Origin of the sequence: Klebsiella variicola (assembly GCF_000828055.2) — a bacterium.
Lineage (GTDB): Bacteria > Pseudomonadota > Gammaproteobacteria > Enterobacterales > Enterobacteriaceae > Klebsiella > Klebsiella variicola.
This window is the reverse complement of the sequence record NZ_CP010523.2, coordinates 1730268-1746328: the sequence shown is the minus strand read 5'-3', so window position 1 is coordinate 1746328 and position 16061 is coordinate 1730268. Positions and strand designations below refer to the sequence as shown.

Here is a 16061-nt window from a genome sequence, read left to right as displayed (position 1 = left end):
CCTTTTTATCTGTAAGTTTTTTTGAATTTAAATTTTGACAATCGATTACCAAACATAATCAACAATGTCGTAGCGATATACTGGATAAAAACATCTGAAAAAGGAAATCGCATAATTAATAACCCATATCCAAGTAAAGCCCAGTTATTAACATTTCCTTTACTGATAAGCAATGCAAATCGATTAAATATTACCACCACAAATGGTAAAAAAATGAAAAAAACACATCCAAAATTTAATATCGCCTCACCTGGAAGAAGTGTAACTAGTGATAGGCCTTCCCTACCATCTAACATTTGACCCGCGATAACAGTCACAGATTCAATTTTATTTTCTAACAAACTGCGCGGAATAAAGAAAATAAATGGCTTTAAAAAGGTTAAATGCGTTAAATCCAAGTTTATAAAGTCTGCTGATTTATATAGAGACATTAAAATATTTATATTTACTGTCTCAAATATTGCTTTAAAAACATAATCATATATAACACTATTAGTTGCTATAAATTCAATAGTTCTATCTAATGCAACTTCAAAGCCTTCTGAATATAGGTAACTTCTAAATACAGAATAGCAACCCAATACGAAAGCTGATATTACAGATATTACTAACAACCATAATAAATATTTATATTTTTTATTTAGAATTAAATAAAATAAAAAGGTATATGCAAACACAAATATAAATACGCGATTGCCAGTCACATACAATTCTGCGGCTATAATTGACATGGCATATAACGCTAATTTAAGTTTGTTATGATTTTTATCAATGGCTTTAAAAAACTCACTGAGAAAATACATTTTCGAACCAAACAATAAGAAACCAAAGATAACCCCAACGGTACCATAGTTTTCAAAAAACTCGCCTTTAGCATGATACCAATGATCGGCACCTTTCATCACAATAAAATAATATGCAATCAAAAAACCAAAACTAAACAACCATGCTATATTTAGCTTAGAATCCGTTTCAAAATCATATTTTTTTGTTCCTATTTTTAAAGTATTTGCAAAAATATTTTCAAATATTATTATAATTATATTTGCTATTAAGAATGATACTAAAAACAGCAAGATATTCGACTGTGTATTATAATCACTTTCTAAATAGTAATATGTTGCAGGTGCTGTCGCATCATTTAAGTTCAGTTCTCCGTTAAGCACATAATAAAAAAGAGGTATAATAATAAAATAAATAATACTCAAAAAATAGCCCGTTATTAACCCAAATCTTTGACTCCTTATATCTGATTTGATTTTGAAAAAACATAAAAGAAGATGTAATACAAGTAAGAATGTTATTAGTAAGCTCATATTTTCCCTTTAGCCAGCCTAGACATAAATTCCTTATCAATTATAAACATTATGAAACTAGAGAATATCTGGCTAATGACCATTGCATAGGCTGCACCTGATATTCCAAAGTGCGGGATCATATAATAAACTAAAGCTACATTTATAATCAAAGAGAAAAAAGTGCGTCTGAAATTCTTTTTAGCATAACCGCACCCAATATATAAGCGACTGAGATATCCGCCAATAAAAACAAACGCTATTGATATACTATGTATTGAGAGTATTTTTGCACTTACGGAAAATTCTTTACCATATAAAAAATTAATAGCCATATTTGAGAATAAATTTATGAAGCTTGTACCTGCGACACCTAATACGAATAGAAACAATATATATTTTTTTATATCTCTCGATACTGTTTTTTTCTCGGCTATATTATCTCTTAACGTTTGGGAATAAAAGATATTGGCAACTGAAATACCTATAAAATAAACCCCTTCACTAAGTCGGGAACCTGCAAAATATTTACCGGCTGCATCACTACCAAGGTAATAGCTGATCATTAAGGTATCAATCCTCATATAAGCAGCGATCGTAGCAGACGATAACAAGATGAAAGATACGTCCTTCATCATTAATTGCAGTTTACTTTTATCAATCCCTTTAAATGTTACAGGCTCTTTTAATAGTAAATATGATATTAAACCAGTCAATAAATATTCAACAGAAAATATGCATAACCAAAAAACAATATTATCTCCACCATAATACACATACAGTCCCTTTAATAATAAAGATATGGATTGTATACTAATGGAAATTTTAGAAAAAAGACTAATTAGTCCTTTCTGGTTAGCAACATACTCACTATAACTATAAAAATAACAAAAAAAAGAAATACTAAAAATTAATATATATTGCCATGAAATATTTTTGTAATAAGTAAAACATATTATTAAAAATATCATACAAAACAAAAACGTTGCTGTAAGTTTCAATAAATAAAACTCACTGCCAGAATCTTTTTTAGAAATGATTTTTGGTATTAAACTTTCAGCACCTATATTCGTTAACGCTAAAAATACACCGCCAAGTGAAACAAGTGTAACATACTCACCAAAATTCAATTCGCTTAAACTTCTTGATATTAGAGAGAGTGTTGCAATAGCAGTAACCGATTTCATCATTTTTTCAAATAATGACCAAACTATCTGTTTCCTAAGCAAGTAACCCCCAATAGAGTTTGAATTCTAGTACAAAGTGCCTTTCTAAAAGGCACTTTGGTTATATTAATATTGATTATTTTTTATAGGAATAATCGTAGTACCCGTATCCATACCCGTAATAGTTACTGGCTTTTTTGACCACTCCATTCAATATACAACCTTTAACTACAATTCCACTCTGCTCAAATCTTGAAACACTAACAGCAAGTTCTTTGACAGTGTTACTCTCAAATCTAGCTACTAATAGTGTCGTACCTGCATATCTACCAATAATTGCAGCATCAGTAACGGCTAATATTGGGGGCGTATCTATGATAACCAGATCATAATTATCATCAGCCCATTTTAATAACTTCTCGAATGTTGGATGCATTAGTAACTCAGCAGGATTCGGTGGATTTTTACCACGACTTATATAATCAAAGTCTCCACTTGAAGCTCTTGTTAATGCATCTTCAATTTTACACTGACCTGATAAAATATCGGATACGCCTACTTGTTTAGTGTTGCCTAATATTTTATGGACATATCCCTTCCGGAGATCTGCATCTATAAATAATACCTTCTTACCTGTTGACGCTATTGTAGCTGCTAAATTTGTACTTACAAAAGTTTTCCCTGCATTCGGGCTTGCCCCAGATATCATAAGTACTTTATTTTTCGCTTCTAACATAGCGAAATGGAGACTTGTTCGTAAACTACGTATCGCTTCAACAGCTAAATCAGTGGGATTCTCGACAGCAAGAAGTTTAGTAGTTTCTTTTCTCCAATTTTTATTTCTGTTATGATTCTTTGTTAACCATTCTGAAACAGGAACACTCGCGTAAACATTTATTCCAGCTTCTTCTAATTGTTCTGGAGATTCTATTCCACGACGCAAAAAGACTTGAATTAATACTGCGGAAACAGCTATAAATAAACCAAGGATAAACCCAATTATTACAACTAACGATTTTTTGGGCTTGACCGGTTGCGGTTCTGTTATTGCTTTGTCAATGATCCTAACATTACCAATTGCACTTGATTTTGCAATACTTAGTTCTTGTTGACGGTTCAATAATTGTAAATATACCGCTCGACCAGACTCAACATTTCGACTTAAGCGCAAAACTTCTTGCTGAGTAGTAGGCATACTACTCACTCTTTTATTTAATTTTGTTTTTTCATTCTGTAACGTCTGCCTCTTTTCTATTAAGGCTTTATAAGTCGGATGCTCCTTGGTATACAGTTGTGATATTTCAGCCTCTCTGAAAGTAATTTCATTTAACTGATTATCAACGTTGACAATCTGATCCAATACAGATTTAGCCTCCATGGATAAATCGACTGAATCTCGTTGTTTTCTATAGCTGTTAAGTTTATTTTCAGCATTATCAAGATCTGTACGAACAATCGGCAATTGTTTATTAAGGAAATCTAAACTTTTGGCATCTTGTGCTGCTTGTCGAGCAACGTTTTGTTCTAAATAATTTTCAGAAATATTATTTAAAACTTCCGAAATCTGTTTCGGCTTAGGTCCCGTTAATGTTAAAGTAAGCATTCCAGTATCTTTTCCTTGATCTGAAACACTAAACGCATCTTGGAGATTACTAATTGCTTTCAATCTTGTAAAATATTTAACAACAAATCTATCTCCTTCTTTTGCGTCATAACCATTTACAATGAGCTTTACACCATCTTTTTGAAACAATTCACCAACCTTTCCTGTAGCTGTAAATGAATTGCTTTCAACTTCAAATTCTCCTGCACCTTTAATAGTAAGAATTATTTCCGGAGTCTTGGTTCCATTATTCTGAGGAATGTATAAAGTACTAATGTCAATATGACCATTTTCTTTCCCTAGTAATCGTGCTATCCCATCTCCAATTATTGGAAAGTGCTTAGGCTCGACTTGAGTTTGCAAATTAAGATCATCAACTGTCTTACCGAGTATCATCCTTGATTTTAACAATGCTATTTCTGGTGCTGACTGTGGTTGAGCATCAGGTAAAATTTGTGTAAGGCTACTTAGTATCGCGTTCCCTTGCTTTTGCTCAACTTGTATTAAAGCATTAGATTGGTAAATAGGCGTCGCTAATATTGCATAGAAAAGCGCGATAAACGTCACACAGGAGGTAACTGCTATTATCAACTTGCGATGATCAATTAGCTCACCGATGAGACGCCCTAAATCTATCTCTTCTGCTTCTGTCGGTGAGTTTTTTTGGTTATTTACAGTGGTCATACAATTTTCCCTGATTAATTACCTAGTTTATCCGCCCAGCAATTAGCAGCTTGTTCAATAAGTTTATATACTGATGAAAAGGCCTCTTCACTTTTACGATAAGGATCAGGTATTTCTAAATTGTTAACCCAATAACCATAAAGCATTGTTTTTCCACGCAATTGAGGCGCAATCTGACATATATATTCAATATGTTTTCTCTCCATTGCTAATATTAGGTCAAATTGACACCCTAGCTCTACATTAAATTGCTTACCTACATGCCCTGATAACGAGAGACCATTTTGTTGTGATATTTTTAAAGCTGTTTCATCTGCTTCGTGGCCTACTAATGCACCAGTGCCTGCGGACGCCACAATCTTATTTGGCAGCAACTTTTGTAAATAGCGTTCACCAATTGGTGAACGACAAATATTTCCTGTACATACAACCAAAATTGAATTAAACATAAAATCACCAAGTACGAATAAATTTTCCAGTCTCAGTCATATCATGCACTCCTGTAATGGTTGGTACTAGCTGGGAAATTACACGATTCCAGCGAACCAAAGGAGCAGAAGTTACATAGACGATATCATAAGGTTGTAATTGAAATTCAGTGCCTAATACCATTGCAGATGCATCTTGAGCATTTAACTGATATATATTCGCAATTTTACCTTCTTTACTATCTTTTAATTGGCGAATCACGAACACGCCAGTTGCATCACTAAACGCTTGCGACATCCCTTCCGCATTTCCAATTGCTTCTGCGAGAGTCATCCCGCTTCGATCCATTTTCAATGTGCTCTGTTTTCCCACTTCCCCCATTACAAATACTTTTAAATCATCGTTACGAGGGACAAACAGAATGTCTCCTGGATAGAGTAAGTGATTCTGAGTAAGATCTCCTTTTTGCATTAATGCATAAAGAGACACTTTTGTATCTTTACCGTTATGCGTCAGAACGACATTTCTCCAATCCGCATCTGGGGCTAAACCTCCGGCAGCATTGATTGCGTCCATCACTGTTAATGGGATGTTGGTGATAGGTTGTTTGCCAGAATTTACAACCTCACCAGTAACATATGCTTTTTGTGATCGAAATGCTGCAACACTTACATCAACCTGTGGGCTTTCAATATATGTAGTTAAACGACTTGCAATATCTTGGCGAACTTGGCTAAGGGTTTTACCCGCCACCTGCACCTTACCGATATAAGGATAGAAAATAGTACCATCTGAATTGACCCAGTTACCGGTATCACTCGCACTACGGTACTGTCCTGCAGGGGTTGTTAACTCTGGATGATCCCATACGGTGATCATTAGCACATCGCCTACCCCGATCCTATACTCATAACTACGCAGTAAATTATCTAACTGTGGATTTGGACGGGCCAGAACAGTTTCCGGTCGAAGCTGATCGATCAGGCCCGGTGTCATCGGGTAGACATTGACCAGTTTATCCAGATCGTAGTCACTGTCCGGGAGTTCGACTACGTTCTTACGCAGACTGTTTAATCCCTGACCAGGGATAATGGTACAACCCGATAAAAATCCAATTGTCAACGCCAATGCCGAAAATCTAACAATTTTTTTCTTCATAATGTCACATCATCAGTAAATCAAAATTTGCCAATTCCTGAGCAGCTGTCATAGCCGTTACTTCCCTGCCGACTTGTGGAGAGATATAAGCTGACCGCGTCCTGCAGCGCTACCACCCTCTCTCCCCTGTTTTCAGCATTCAGCCTTATAAACTAAACGGTATCTCTATCCCTGCGCTGGCCCCAACGTCATCGCTGTCGCTATTGTTAGCGTTGGTGTACCACAGTGAGGTATTCAGACGAACCGACTGATAAACATCTCCACTCCATCCCAACTGCACACCTTTCAAAGTATCTGAATGAGGGAAAGCACCATTGATTACTAAATTGTCTGGGTTGACTTTGGCAAAAACCAAACGGGTGCTCCATCGCTGATTACTCTCGGTCATTAGCTCTATTTTTCCAGCCAAAAGTTGACCATCGCCGCCCATTGCATCCCCAAGTGGATACCCTTGCTGGTAATAACCGTCAGTATAAATATGATGCCAGTAACTGTATCGTGTTCCACTCATATTTGTTCTCGTATCATGAGCTTCAACATACCAATTTACCGCATCTTTTCCCAAGCTATGATGCCCTTCTATACCTGCGAGGAACATATTTGATGATGGTAGATAACCCGCTTCATCCTCACCGATGATCTGACCATAGAAACTGACCGGCCAGCCTAGAGTCGGTTCGAGTTTGAACTTAAAGTCAAAACCGGCAAGTTGGTTACCCGGTTCGTTATCAGTCCCGGTATTATCATGGCCAGTAAACCCATCCCAAAAGCTGCTAAACGATTGTGGTCGTCCCTGGCCGCCCCACTGCATAATGCGCGACGCACCTAATTCTAATGACTGGAAGGGCGTAAACGTGAAACGGCCGCCTATAATTTTCGTATGAGGATAAACGGTATACTGATTCATCTGACTGGCTGAGATCTGATACTGCCATGGGCCCACCCAGCGCAGCCACCAGGTTTCCGGTGCCGCCTGCTCAGCCCGCTGCATCAGAAAGCCGGTCATCGGCCGCATCGCATCCCCGCGGATCAAGCTACCTTCATACCCAGGTCCCCACCACTGCGGTACCTGGCCAAAGGAGAGCCACTGATTCCAGAACTTCACCGCGCCATAGGCGCCGTTGGCGTTGAAGCGCGATCCGTTGCTGATCCGCTCTCCCCCTTCGACGTTGCCCTGGAGGTGGACATCCCACCACTCGCCGCTGTTATTAAACGCCAGGCCTAAGGAGTTATCTGCCGGCTGCGTCTGACCGAACCCCTGCGGAGTGCCCGGCTGGTCGGTCGAGGTATAGCCGGTGACCCGGAAATCGGCTTTTAAAGCAGACATTCGCTGGTTGATACGGGCCAGAACTACCTGCTCAGAAGAATAAGAAGGTTTGGCCTTTTTTAGCGCCCGGGCGATCTCTTCCTGGCTCAGCGGCCAGGTCGACAAGCTCAGATGGATGACCCCGCGATCGGAAAGCCAGGCAAGGTCGTTTCGCAGATCGTTATCATTTACTACTAACCCGGCCGCGTAAGCCTGGGCTCCCAATGAGGAAAGCAAGCCCAATGTCACGGCAATGCGCGCAATTTTTATCATTGTACAAGATCCATTTTCAGCCCCGCTGTCGTATCTCAATGAGAATGAGGGGAATACCAAGATAGAAAGCGCTCGCGGCACCAGCTGACTTCACTGTGCAACACCGGCGAGGCAAGTACAGTTACCCTAAGCTGCTTGTCACCCTTATCACATCCACCCAGCTCACAATGTAGGCGAATTTTACCGTACAGGCTATCAATGAGACAGGAAAGTTAGTGTACAGGCGATATCAGCAGCCGCTCCTGACCCCTTTATGAGGATATCTGTTGAGCATCATAGATATCTTATGGCGTTAATCACCCAAAGTGCATCGATTTTTATAGGCATTCAGAGAAGGTATTTGTGCAGCAGCAGGTAGTTTCAGCGACGCTACCGCCCCTGGCTTAACAGCTACCAGCGCACTGACTACCTGAACGGCGTATTTAATCGGCCTGTGGGTGATAAATTGGTCAGGCCTTTATTTTTTGCGGCGTTAAGTCTACGGGATTTCGGTCACAATTGGGAGTCTTACTGCTGAATATCTGCCAATTAATCCCATCCGCTGTTTTATTGGCGAAAAATAAGCGGTTCGCCAATAAAGATTATTTATTGCTCTTAACTACCTAACATCTGCCTGGCGCCACCATGCCGACATCGGCGAAGATAACTATTTGTAAAAAAAGATCTTTTTCATCATGTTTACGTCATTCCAAAATCAGATGATGACGAGACAGTCAACTACAATTTCTAATAGTTTGTCGATATAGAATTATTCATCCAATGTGGAGCTGTGATTTCTGAACGCATTTAAGAAACGTCTGACCACGGCTATATCCACGCAAATTGGCACTAACAATGTAGTAGCACTGCATTATTTCATAAATATGAATTATCAATTGACTGGCATATAGTAGATTATTTTCTTATTTGTCTAATTAATCGGCGAAAACTTAATTTCCCTTGTAAAACAAATGGCGATTACCAGGCTTGCTTATGCAGATCGGTACGCGTAAAGGGTTTATCCAGTGGTCCCACCGCGGTGGCGATTTGCCCCAGCAGGGACTGAGTCGGCGCTTTATTGCCGCTATGCAACAGGATAAGCGGGACCATCACAAGGCACACGACGCCGCCCCAGGAAATACTCACGCTTTCCGAATGGGTGGTACGTTTTTGCAGCATCAGGAACAAAGCGCTGCCAGCAGCGCCGAGCAGCAGGCCAGCGATCACTTCCGAGACAGAATGCACATGGATGGCCAGCCGTGAATACCCCACCACAGCGGCCAGAATATAGCCGGTGGCGACGGCTGCTTTTTGCAAGCCCGCGGAAAAACGAGCACTAAGCAGCCACAGGAAGATAGGCCAGAAGGCCGCGGAAAGCGCTGAGTGGCCGCTGAAGCCGGTGTAATCCAGCTCGCGAATACCCAGCCCCCAGCCCATAAAGGCCAGTTTGGAGGCGCAGACGATGGCGCCGGTGATGCCGAACAGCAAACTCCACTGCCACGCCAGCAACCGCGACGTTTTACGCAGCATCAGGACAATAAACAGCGCCGCTGCGCTGGGCAGCAAAACGGTGCTATCGCCAAAAAATGAGATGAGTTGCCAGTTCATATACCTGTGATCCTTCGATGATGTCCACTGCCGTGCTCAGGGATTATCCGTAATGTCTGTACCAGCTCGCATGCCAATTCATTTCACATTTTTATGCATGCAAGTGAGATGTTTAAAGCGGAAACATGATCGCAGTCAAGTTTTATTTTTGGCTGACGTTGACCGCTTTCCCTGAGCTTTAGGAATTGTCGCACTAAGTGACTATTCACAAAGCATTATTGCCGCTACTCCGACCATTGCACCACAGAGGCCAGAGACAAACTACCAGAAGTCTCCGAAGCCATACGTTTCTTTACAATCGTTATAACATTCACGTTATGAATAATTTCTGCATAACGTTATGAGCGGCGTGGCGAAAGCCTTTGCCATGCCGCTCATCTTCACACCAGCTGTCAGGCCAGCAGTTTTTTAATGCTTTCGCGGAATTTGGCGCCTTCTTTCAGGTTACGCATTCCGTAGGTGACGAAGGCCTGCATGTAGCCCATTTTTTTACCGCAGTCATAGCTTTCGCCGGTCATCAGCATCGCGTCAACGGACTGCTTCTTCGCCAGTTCGGCAATGGCATCGGTCAGCTGGATACGGCCCCAGGCGCCTGGCTCGGTACGCTCCAGTTCAGCCCAGATATCTGCCGACAGCACGTAGCGGCCCACTGCCATCAGGTCAGAGTCCAGGGTCTGCGGTTCGTCCGGTTTTTCAATGAACTCGACAATACGCGCCACCTGCCCTTCGGCCACCATTGGCTCTTTGGTCTGGATAACGGAGTATTCGGAGAGATCCCCTGGCATGCGTTTCGCCAGCACCTGGCTGCGGCCGGTCTCGTTAAAGCGAGCGACCATGGCGGCGAGGTTATAGCGCAGCGGGTCCGCGGTGCCGCCGTCGAGAATGATATCCGGCAGCACTACGACAAACGGGTTGTCCCCGACTACCGGGCGGGCGCAGAGGATGGAGTGGCCCAGACCCAGCGGCTGTGCCTGGCGCACGTTCATGATGGTTACGCCCGGCGGGCAAATGGCCTGGACTTCCGCCAGCAGCTGGCGCTTCACGCGCTGCTCAAGCAGGGCTTCCAGCTCGTAGGAGGTATCAAAGTGGTTTTCCACTGCATTCTTCGAGGAGTGCGTCACCAGGACAATCTCTTTGATCCCGGCGGCGACGATTTCGTCAACAATGTACTGAATCATTGGCTTATCAACGATCGGCAGCATCTCCTTTGGAATTGCCTTTGTGGCCGGCAGCATATGCATGCCAAGTCCTGCGACCGGAATAACCGCTTTCAAATTCGCCATATTCATCTTCACCTGTTTGGTTGCAAAACACGCAGTTTTGCAAAATTGTACATGTCACAAATCCATTGGAACTGATAATACACGGATACTGCCCGGGCATCTGCCCGCCAAATTCTTAAATTCACTGTCACCTAAAAGAATACACACAACTTCCTTTTACCAACAGTTTGAAGTGAGAATAATCTTATTCTCCATCAGGATATTCAGCGGCCCGCTTTCCTGCACAGCGCGATGTCGCCGCAAGGCCCATACATCGCGGCCTTTGGTACGCAGCCCCTGCCAGCTGCAGGCTGCGGCGCCCATGTGTGCGGAAAGAATAGATATAGATAATTAATTTCGCCAGGCAATATATTTCAGCACAAACAGCCAGATATGGCAGGATAATAACCGTAATACACGGCAGAGAACTGCGATCGGCGCTATTCTGCGCTCACTTCATGATGTGAATTATGCCGATTTTGTGAGCGGGCTTCGCACTTCACCCGGGGATGAGGACGGGTGCCTACCGTGAAGAACGACGGGACTGCCCGCGCTTTTGCGCCGGGCAGAACGCAGCGGGTTATGGTTCTGATATCAGCAAGCTTATTCCAGCGCGTTCCGCCATATTGTTATTTTTCCGCTGATCTTTTCTGGAACATAATTCTTTTCTGTTCTCTTAATTTGCTGGAAATATATCCACCCCTGGCGGAGTGAAATCCGCGTCGTTATTGCATTTTAGACTCATCTTATCCATGATCGTGGTAACACATACCGCAGTCGTACAGGTTTTAATACATATGGAATGGATTGCCGATCCGTCAATCTGGGCAGGTCTCGTCACGCTGGTGGTTATCGAACTGGTGTTGGGTATCGATAACCTGGTTTTCATCGCTATCCTCGCCGAAAAGCTGCCGCCCGCCCAGCGCGACCGCGCTCGTATCACCGGTCTGCTGCTGGCGATGGTCATGCGTCTGCTGCTGCTGGCCTCTATCTCCTGGCTGGTGACCCTGACCAAACCGCTGATTGTTTTTCACGACTTCAGCTTTAGCGCCCGCGATTTAATTATGCTGTTCGGCGGCTTATTTCTGCTGTTTAAAGCCACCGTCGAACTCAACGAACGGCTGGAGGGGAAGGACAGCGATAATCCCACCCAGCGCAGAGGGGCGAAATTCTGGGCCGTGGTGGCGCAGATCGTGGTGCTCGACGCCATCTTTTCGCTCGACTCGGTGATCACTGCCGTCGGCATGGTCGACCACCTGGCGGTGATGATGGCCGCGGTGATCATCGCCATCAGCCTGATGCTGATGGCCAGCAAGGCCCTGACGCGCTTCGTTAACAGCCACCCGACCATTGTCATCCTCTGTCTGAGCTTCCTGCTGATGATCGGCTTCAGCCTGATTGCTGAAGGCTTCAGCTTTATTATCCCGAAAGGTTATCTGTACGCGGCAATTGGCTTCTCGGTCATGATTGAAGCCCTTAACCAGCTGGCGCTGTTTAACCGCCGTCGCTTCCTGTCGGCCAATATGACGCTGCGTCAGCGCACCACCGAGGCGGTGATGAACCTGCTGAGCGGCCAGAAGGAAAAAGCTGAACTGGATGCTGACACGGCGTCGCTGGTGGCCGATCAGGACCATCATCCTTTGTTTAATCCGCAGGAAAGGTTGATGATTGAGCGGGTGCTGAACCTTAATCAGCGCAGCGTCAGCAGTATTATGACGTCGCGCCATGATATCGAGCGCATCAACCTCAGCGCGCCGGAGGAAGAGATCCGCAGCCTGGTGGAGAAAAATCAGCACACCCGGCTGGTGGTGACCGGCGGGAAAGATAATGAAGACCTGCTGGGAGTGGTTCATGTTATTGACCTGCTCCAGCAGTCCCTGCGCCAGGAGCCGCTGGATCTGCAGGTGCTGGTGCGGCAGCCGTTGGTCTTTCCGGAGGGGTTACCGCTCCTCTCCGCGCTTGAGCAGTTCCGTCAGGCCCGCACCCACTTCGCCTTTGTGGTCGATGAGTTTGGTTCCGTCGAGGGGATTGTGACCCTGAGCGACGTGATGGAGACTATCGCCGGTAATCTGCCCAACGAGGTGGAGGAGATCGACGCCCGGCACGATATTCAGCATCATCAGGACGGTTCGTGGACGGTTAACGGCCATATGCCGCTGGAGGACCTGGTGCAGTACGTTCCGCTGCCGCTGGATGATAAACGGGAGTACCACACCGTCGCCGGTCTGCTGATGGAGTATCTGCAGCATGTGCCGCAGGTGGGAGAAACCATTGAGATTGATGGCTATACCCTGCGCACGCTGCAGGTCGACAGCCATCGGGTGCAGAAGGTGCAGATCGTCCCGCCGGCAAAGCAGGATGAGCTGGATTATGAGGTGTAATCGTCAGGCATAAAACGGCCCGGGGTATCCCGGGCGGTGGGATGGATAATCAAACCCATGCCTGATGGCGCTTCGCTTATCAGGCCTACGGGATGGCAATGCAGACCGGGGTATTACCCCCACCGCACATCCCAGGCCGGGTCAGGCGCAGCCGCCACCCGGCATCAACGGGGCTCCACGCTTTGGCGACATTCTCACATCGCGGAGAATTGAGGCTCTACACCTGCCACACTGCCTGATGGGGCTGCGCTTATCAGGCCTACATTAATTGGCGACGCAAACGGATGATATTGCGCACAACCCAGGCCGGGTCAGGCGCAGCCGCCACCCGGCATCAACATGACATCACCCTCTGACGACAATCTCACAGCCCGGAAGGCCCGGGCCGCGGTGGTGGAGATTACAGCTTATCGAGCAGCTTTTTGGCGTCTTTGCTCTCTTTGCTGCCTTTATTACGCTCAACCCAGTCGTTGAGACGCTGCTTCGCTTCATCCTGTAGCTGTTTGCGCAGGATCTGATCAACCTGCAGGCTGTAGCTCAGCGACTGCCAGTCGCCGTAGATGCGCAGCGGGATGGCGGTCTGTTTCAGGCGGTCGATAAGTTTGCCCTCCCCTTTCCAGCCGCCGAGCACGCGCACGTTAAAGCGCATATCGCAGTTCTCTTTCTGCAGATCAAGCTGACCTTCGCCGGTCATCGCCATCACGTCGGACTGCCCCTGCAGGCGGTTCAGCGTCACCACCCCGTTATCCAGCGTCAGCTGGCTGCTCACGGAATCCAGGCGGGTGGCATTGTCGTAATTCTCCTGCGCCCGCACGTTGGTGCTGCGCTCCACGGCCTGCTGCACCAGCTGCTGGAAATTCAACCCCTCGGTACGGGTATCGGCCATCTGCAGCTGGGCCTGCCCCTGCCAGTGACGGCGGAAATCATCCGCGTCAATGCGCGTTCCGGAAAACTCGCCGGTCAGCGACAGCTTGCCGGTCAGGTTTAATGAATAGTTAAAGGCTTTGATCAGCGAACCGATCTCCACATTCTGCAGCGCCGGCTGGAACGTCGCGTGCGGCGTGTCGCCTCGGGCATCCAGAGTGCCGGGGAGAGAGAGCTGCCCGCCGTCGAGGTTGCCCTGCATTTTGCTGACCGTCAGCAGCCCCTGCTGGTTGCTGATTTCGCTCTGCACCTGGGTGAAGTTCAGGCCACGCCACTGCAACTGGTCGGCGCTCAGGGCCATCCGGCCGTTAAAGCCGCGCAGGCTCTGGTAATCTTCGCGCTCATCGCTGTCGGCGATCACCGGACGCAGCGGTCGCGTCTGGCTCTGGCCCTGCTGGCTGGCGCTGCTGTCGGTCGCTGGCGAGGAGGGCGCCAGCAGGCTGTCGAGATTCAGGGTGGTCGCGTGGAGATCCAGCGACCAGTCCGGGCGATCCCCCAGCACCACGCTGCCGTTGCCGGTAAGGGTACTGCCGCTGGCCATCAGATTCAGGTTGTCAAAGCGCAGAGTTTTGCCATCTTCCTGCCAGCTGGCCTGCAGACTGCCCTGGCCATTAATGCCATCAGGGGGCAGCTCGGCGCCGCGCAGCTGCCAGCTTAGCTGGCTAAAGTCGGCTTTTAAGGAGTGGGGATAGTCGCCGCCCTGCACGGTAGCGGAGAAGCTCAGCGCCAGGTCGCGCTGGTCGCGGTTGATCCGGCCGGAGAAGTCGACGGTGGCCCGGTGATTCTCATCCTGCTCCATTTGCAGGCGGATATCACGCACAGTCACCTGCTCGCCGTTCTCATGCTGGAAGAAGAGCACGCTGTCGGCCACCTGCAGCTGGCGCACGTCGTAGGACCACCCACGGTCCTCCGGGGCCTGCGGCAGGGTGTTGTCATGCGGCACCACCGGCGCAGCGCTATCGCGAACCGCTTCGGTTTTCGGGGTCAGCTGGATCACCGCCCCCTTGAGCATCACCTGCTTCACCTGCAGCTGGTGCGACAGCAACGGCAGCAGCGCCACGTCGAGGCGCATGTTGTCGGCGCGGATCACCGGCTCTTCAGCGCCCCGGGCGGTCAGCGTCATGCGTCCGCTGAGAATGCTGAGCTGCGGCCAGACGTGCCAGCGCAGCGGGCCATCGAGTTCAAGCTGATAACCGCTGCGCTCTGCCACCTCATGCACCATATAGGCGCGAAAATCGTTGGGATTGACCAGCAATACCAACGAGGTAAGCCCGGCGACAATGACCGCCAGCAGGATCATCAGCGTTGTCAGTATTCGTCTCATGGCACCCTCAGCAACACCCCGTTGACGTTATCAATCCTTGTCGATTCGGCTCGCTACCGCGCCCTGCTGGTCGCGATATTTGGCGTCTTCACGGCGGTTATACGGCCGGGCCGCCGGGCCCGATAATGGCTCAAAGCTCAGCGCGCCGATAGGCATTCCCGGGCGCAGCGCCAGCGGCAGTTTGCCGGAGTTGTAGAACTCAAGCACGATGCAGCCGGACCAGCCCGGGTCGATGCGGTGCGCGGTAACGTGCACCATCAGCCCCAGCCGCGCCAGTGAGGAGCGTCCGTCCAGCCAGCCCACCAGATCGGCAGGCAGGGTGACTGACTCATAGGTCACCGCCAGCGCCAGTTCGCCCGGATGCAGGAAAAAGGCCTCCCCTTCCGGCAGGACAATCTCTTCGCTCATCACGCGGTCCAGCGCGGCGCTGACCTCGGCCTTCGGACCGCTTAAATCGATAAACGGCGCCGTGTGGCCGCGGAAGGTGCGGAATTTATTACCCAGCCGTACATCAACCGTCGCGCCATTAATACGCTCAACGGGTGGGCGCGGATTGATGGCGAGTCGCCCTTCATCCAACCAGGCTTCGATATCTCGGTCACACAGACGCATGGGCTTTCTCCTTATAAGGCTGCTTCCCGCACGCTTCGCGGCGGAGAGGGCAACAGG

10 protein-coding genes and 2 pseudogenes are annotated in these 16061 nt (G+C 47.1%); 2 read left to right on the top strand and 10 right to left on the bottom strand.

Annotation, left to right across the window (positions count from 1 at the left end):
• Nucleotides 1-5 precede the first annotated feature (5 nt).
• The 6 genes from SP68_RS08215 to SP68_RS08200 form a co-directional block, all read right to left on the bottom strand.
• The gene (locus SP68_RS08215; protein WP_040968723.1) at nucleotides 6-1316 is read right to left on the bottom strand and encodes an O-antigen polymerase; all 1311 of its coding nucleotides are present in this window, start codon (nucleotides 1314-1316) and stop codon (nucleotides 6-8) included.
• Entirely contained in the window at nucleotides 1313-2524 is a 1212-nt protein-coding gene (locus SP68_RS26220) for an oligosaccharide flippase family protein (protein WP_224224408.1), read from the bottom strand. The genes SP68_RS08215 and SP68_RS26220 overlap by 4 nt, the downstream gene beginning before the upstream one ends.
• Before the next feature lie 73 nt (nucleotides 2525-2597).
• Nucleotides 2598-4748 carry a polysaccharide biosynthesis tyrosine autokinase gene (locus tag SP68_RS26215; RefSeq protein WP_071891536.1) on the bottom strand — a complete coding sequence of 717 codons (2151 nt, stop codon included), beginning with the start codon at nucleotides 4746-4748 and terminating at the stop codon, nucleotides 2598-2600.
• Nucleotides 4749-4762: 14 nt separating this feature from the next.
• Entirely contained in the window at nucleotides 4763-5197 is a 435-nt protein-coding gene (locus SP68_RS26210; protein ID WP_071785244.1) for an arsenate reductase/protein-tyrosine-phosphatase family protein, read from the bottom strand.
• Nucleotides 5198-5201: 4 nt separating this feature from the next.
• The gene (locus SP68_RS08205; protein WP_021469653.1) at nucleotides 5202-6335 is read right to left on the bottom strand and encodes a polysaccharide export protein; all 1134 of its coding nucleotides are present in this window, start codon (nucleotides 6333-6335) and stop codon (nucleotides 5202-5204) included.
• Nucleotides 6336-6480: 145 nt separating this feature from the next.
• Nucleotides 6481-7914 (bottom strand): capsule assembly Wzi family protein, encoded by a 1434-nt coding sequence (locus SP68_RS08200; RefSeq protein WP_040968724.1) that lies wholly within the window; start codon nucleotides 7912-7914, stop codon nucleotides 6481-6483.
• A gap of 323 nt (nucleotides 7915-8237) precedes the next feature.
• Here SP68_RS08200 and SP68_RS29060 point away from each other — a divergent pair.
• Nucleotides 8238-8327: pseudogene (locus tag SP68_RS29060) on the top strand (hypothetical protein); the annotation flags it as partial.
• A gap of 544 nt (nucleotides 8328-8871) precedes the next feature.
• On the opposite strand, the gene SP68_RS08195 reads toward SP68_RS29060, so the two are convergent.
• Both SP68_RS08195 and galF read right to left on the bottom strand, forming a co-directional pair.
• Complete coding sequence (locus SP68_RS08195) at nucleotides 8872-9501, bottom strand: phosphatase PAP2 family protein (protein WP_040968725.1); 630 nt, start codon at nucleotides 9499-9501, stop codon at nucleotides 8872-8874.
• Nucleotides 9502-9816: 315 nt separating this feature from the next.
• Nucleotides 9817-10790, bottom strand: a pseudogene (gene galF, locus SP68_RS08190) (GalU regulator GalF).
• 770 nt (nucleotides 10791-11560) lie between these two features.
• On the opposite strand from galF, the gene SP68_RS08185 reads away from it, so the two are divergent.
• Nucleotides 11561-13144, top strand: a complete 1584-nt coding sequence (locus SP68_RS08185; RefSeq protein WP_012541074.1) for a TerC family protein — start codon at nucleotides 11561-11563, stop codon at nucleotides 13142-13144.
• Nucleotides 13145-13544: 400 nt separating this feature from the next.
• Here the strand turns inward: SP68_RS08185 and asmA are convergent, their stop codons facing one another.
• Together asmA and dcd are read right to left on the bottom strand one after the other, a co-directional pair.
• Nucleotides 13545-15392, bottom strand: a complete 1848-nt coding sequence (asmA, locus tag SP68_RS08180) for an outer membrane assembly protein AsmA (protein WP_022064670.1) — start codon at nucleotides 15390-15392, stop codon at nucleotides 13545-13547.
• Nucleotides 15393-15422: 30 nt separating this feature from the next.
• Nucleotides 15423-16004: a dCTP deaminase gene (gene dcd, locus SP68_RS08175; protein ID WP_004151145.1), complete on the bottom strand. Its 582-nt coding sequence runs from the start codon at nucleotides 16002-16004 to the stop codon at nucleotides 15423-15425.
• Nucleotides 16005-16061: the final 57 nt, after the last annotated feature.

Bases quoted from the DNA above. Each gene is read 5' to 3' on its own strand.
- SP68_RS08205 (WP_021469653.1), bottom strand. From the start codon at position 6,335: ATGAAGAAAAAAATTGTTAGATTTTCGGCATTGGCGTTGACAATTGGA.
- asmA (WP_022064670.1), bottom strand. From the start codon at position 15,392: ATGAGACGAATACTGACAACGCTGATGATCCTGCTGGCGGTCATTGTC.
- SP68_RS08200 (WP_040968724.1), bottom strand. From the start codon at position 7,914: ATGATAAAAATTGCGCGCATTGCCGTGACATTGGGCTTGCTTTCCTCA.
- SP68_RS08185 (WP_012541074.1), top strand. From the start codon at position 11,561: ATGGAATGGATTGCCGATCCGTCAATCTGGGCAGGTCTCGTCACGCTG.
- dcd (WP_004151145.1), bottom strand. From the start codon at position 16,004: ATGCGTCTGTGTGACCGAGATATCGAAGCCTGGTTGGATGAAGGGCGA.
- SP68_RS26210 (WP_071785244.1), bottom strand. From the start codon at position 5,197: ATGTTTAATTCAATTTTGGTTGTATGTACAGGAAATATTTGTCGTTCA.
- SP68_RS08195 (WP_040968725.1), bottom strand. From the start codon at position 9,501: ATGAACTGGCAACTCATCTCATTTTTTGGCGATAGCACCGTTTTGCTG.
- SP68_RS26215 (WP_071891536.1), bottom strand. From the start codon at position 4,748: ATGACCACTGTAAATAACCAAAAAAACTCACCGACAGAAGCAGAAGAG.
- SP68_RS08215 (WP_040968723.1), bottom strand. From the start codon at position 1,316: ATGAGCTTACTAATAACATTCTTACTTGTATTACATCTTCTTTTATGT.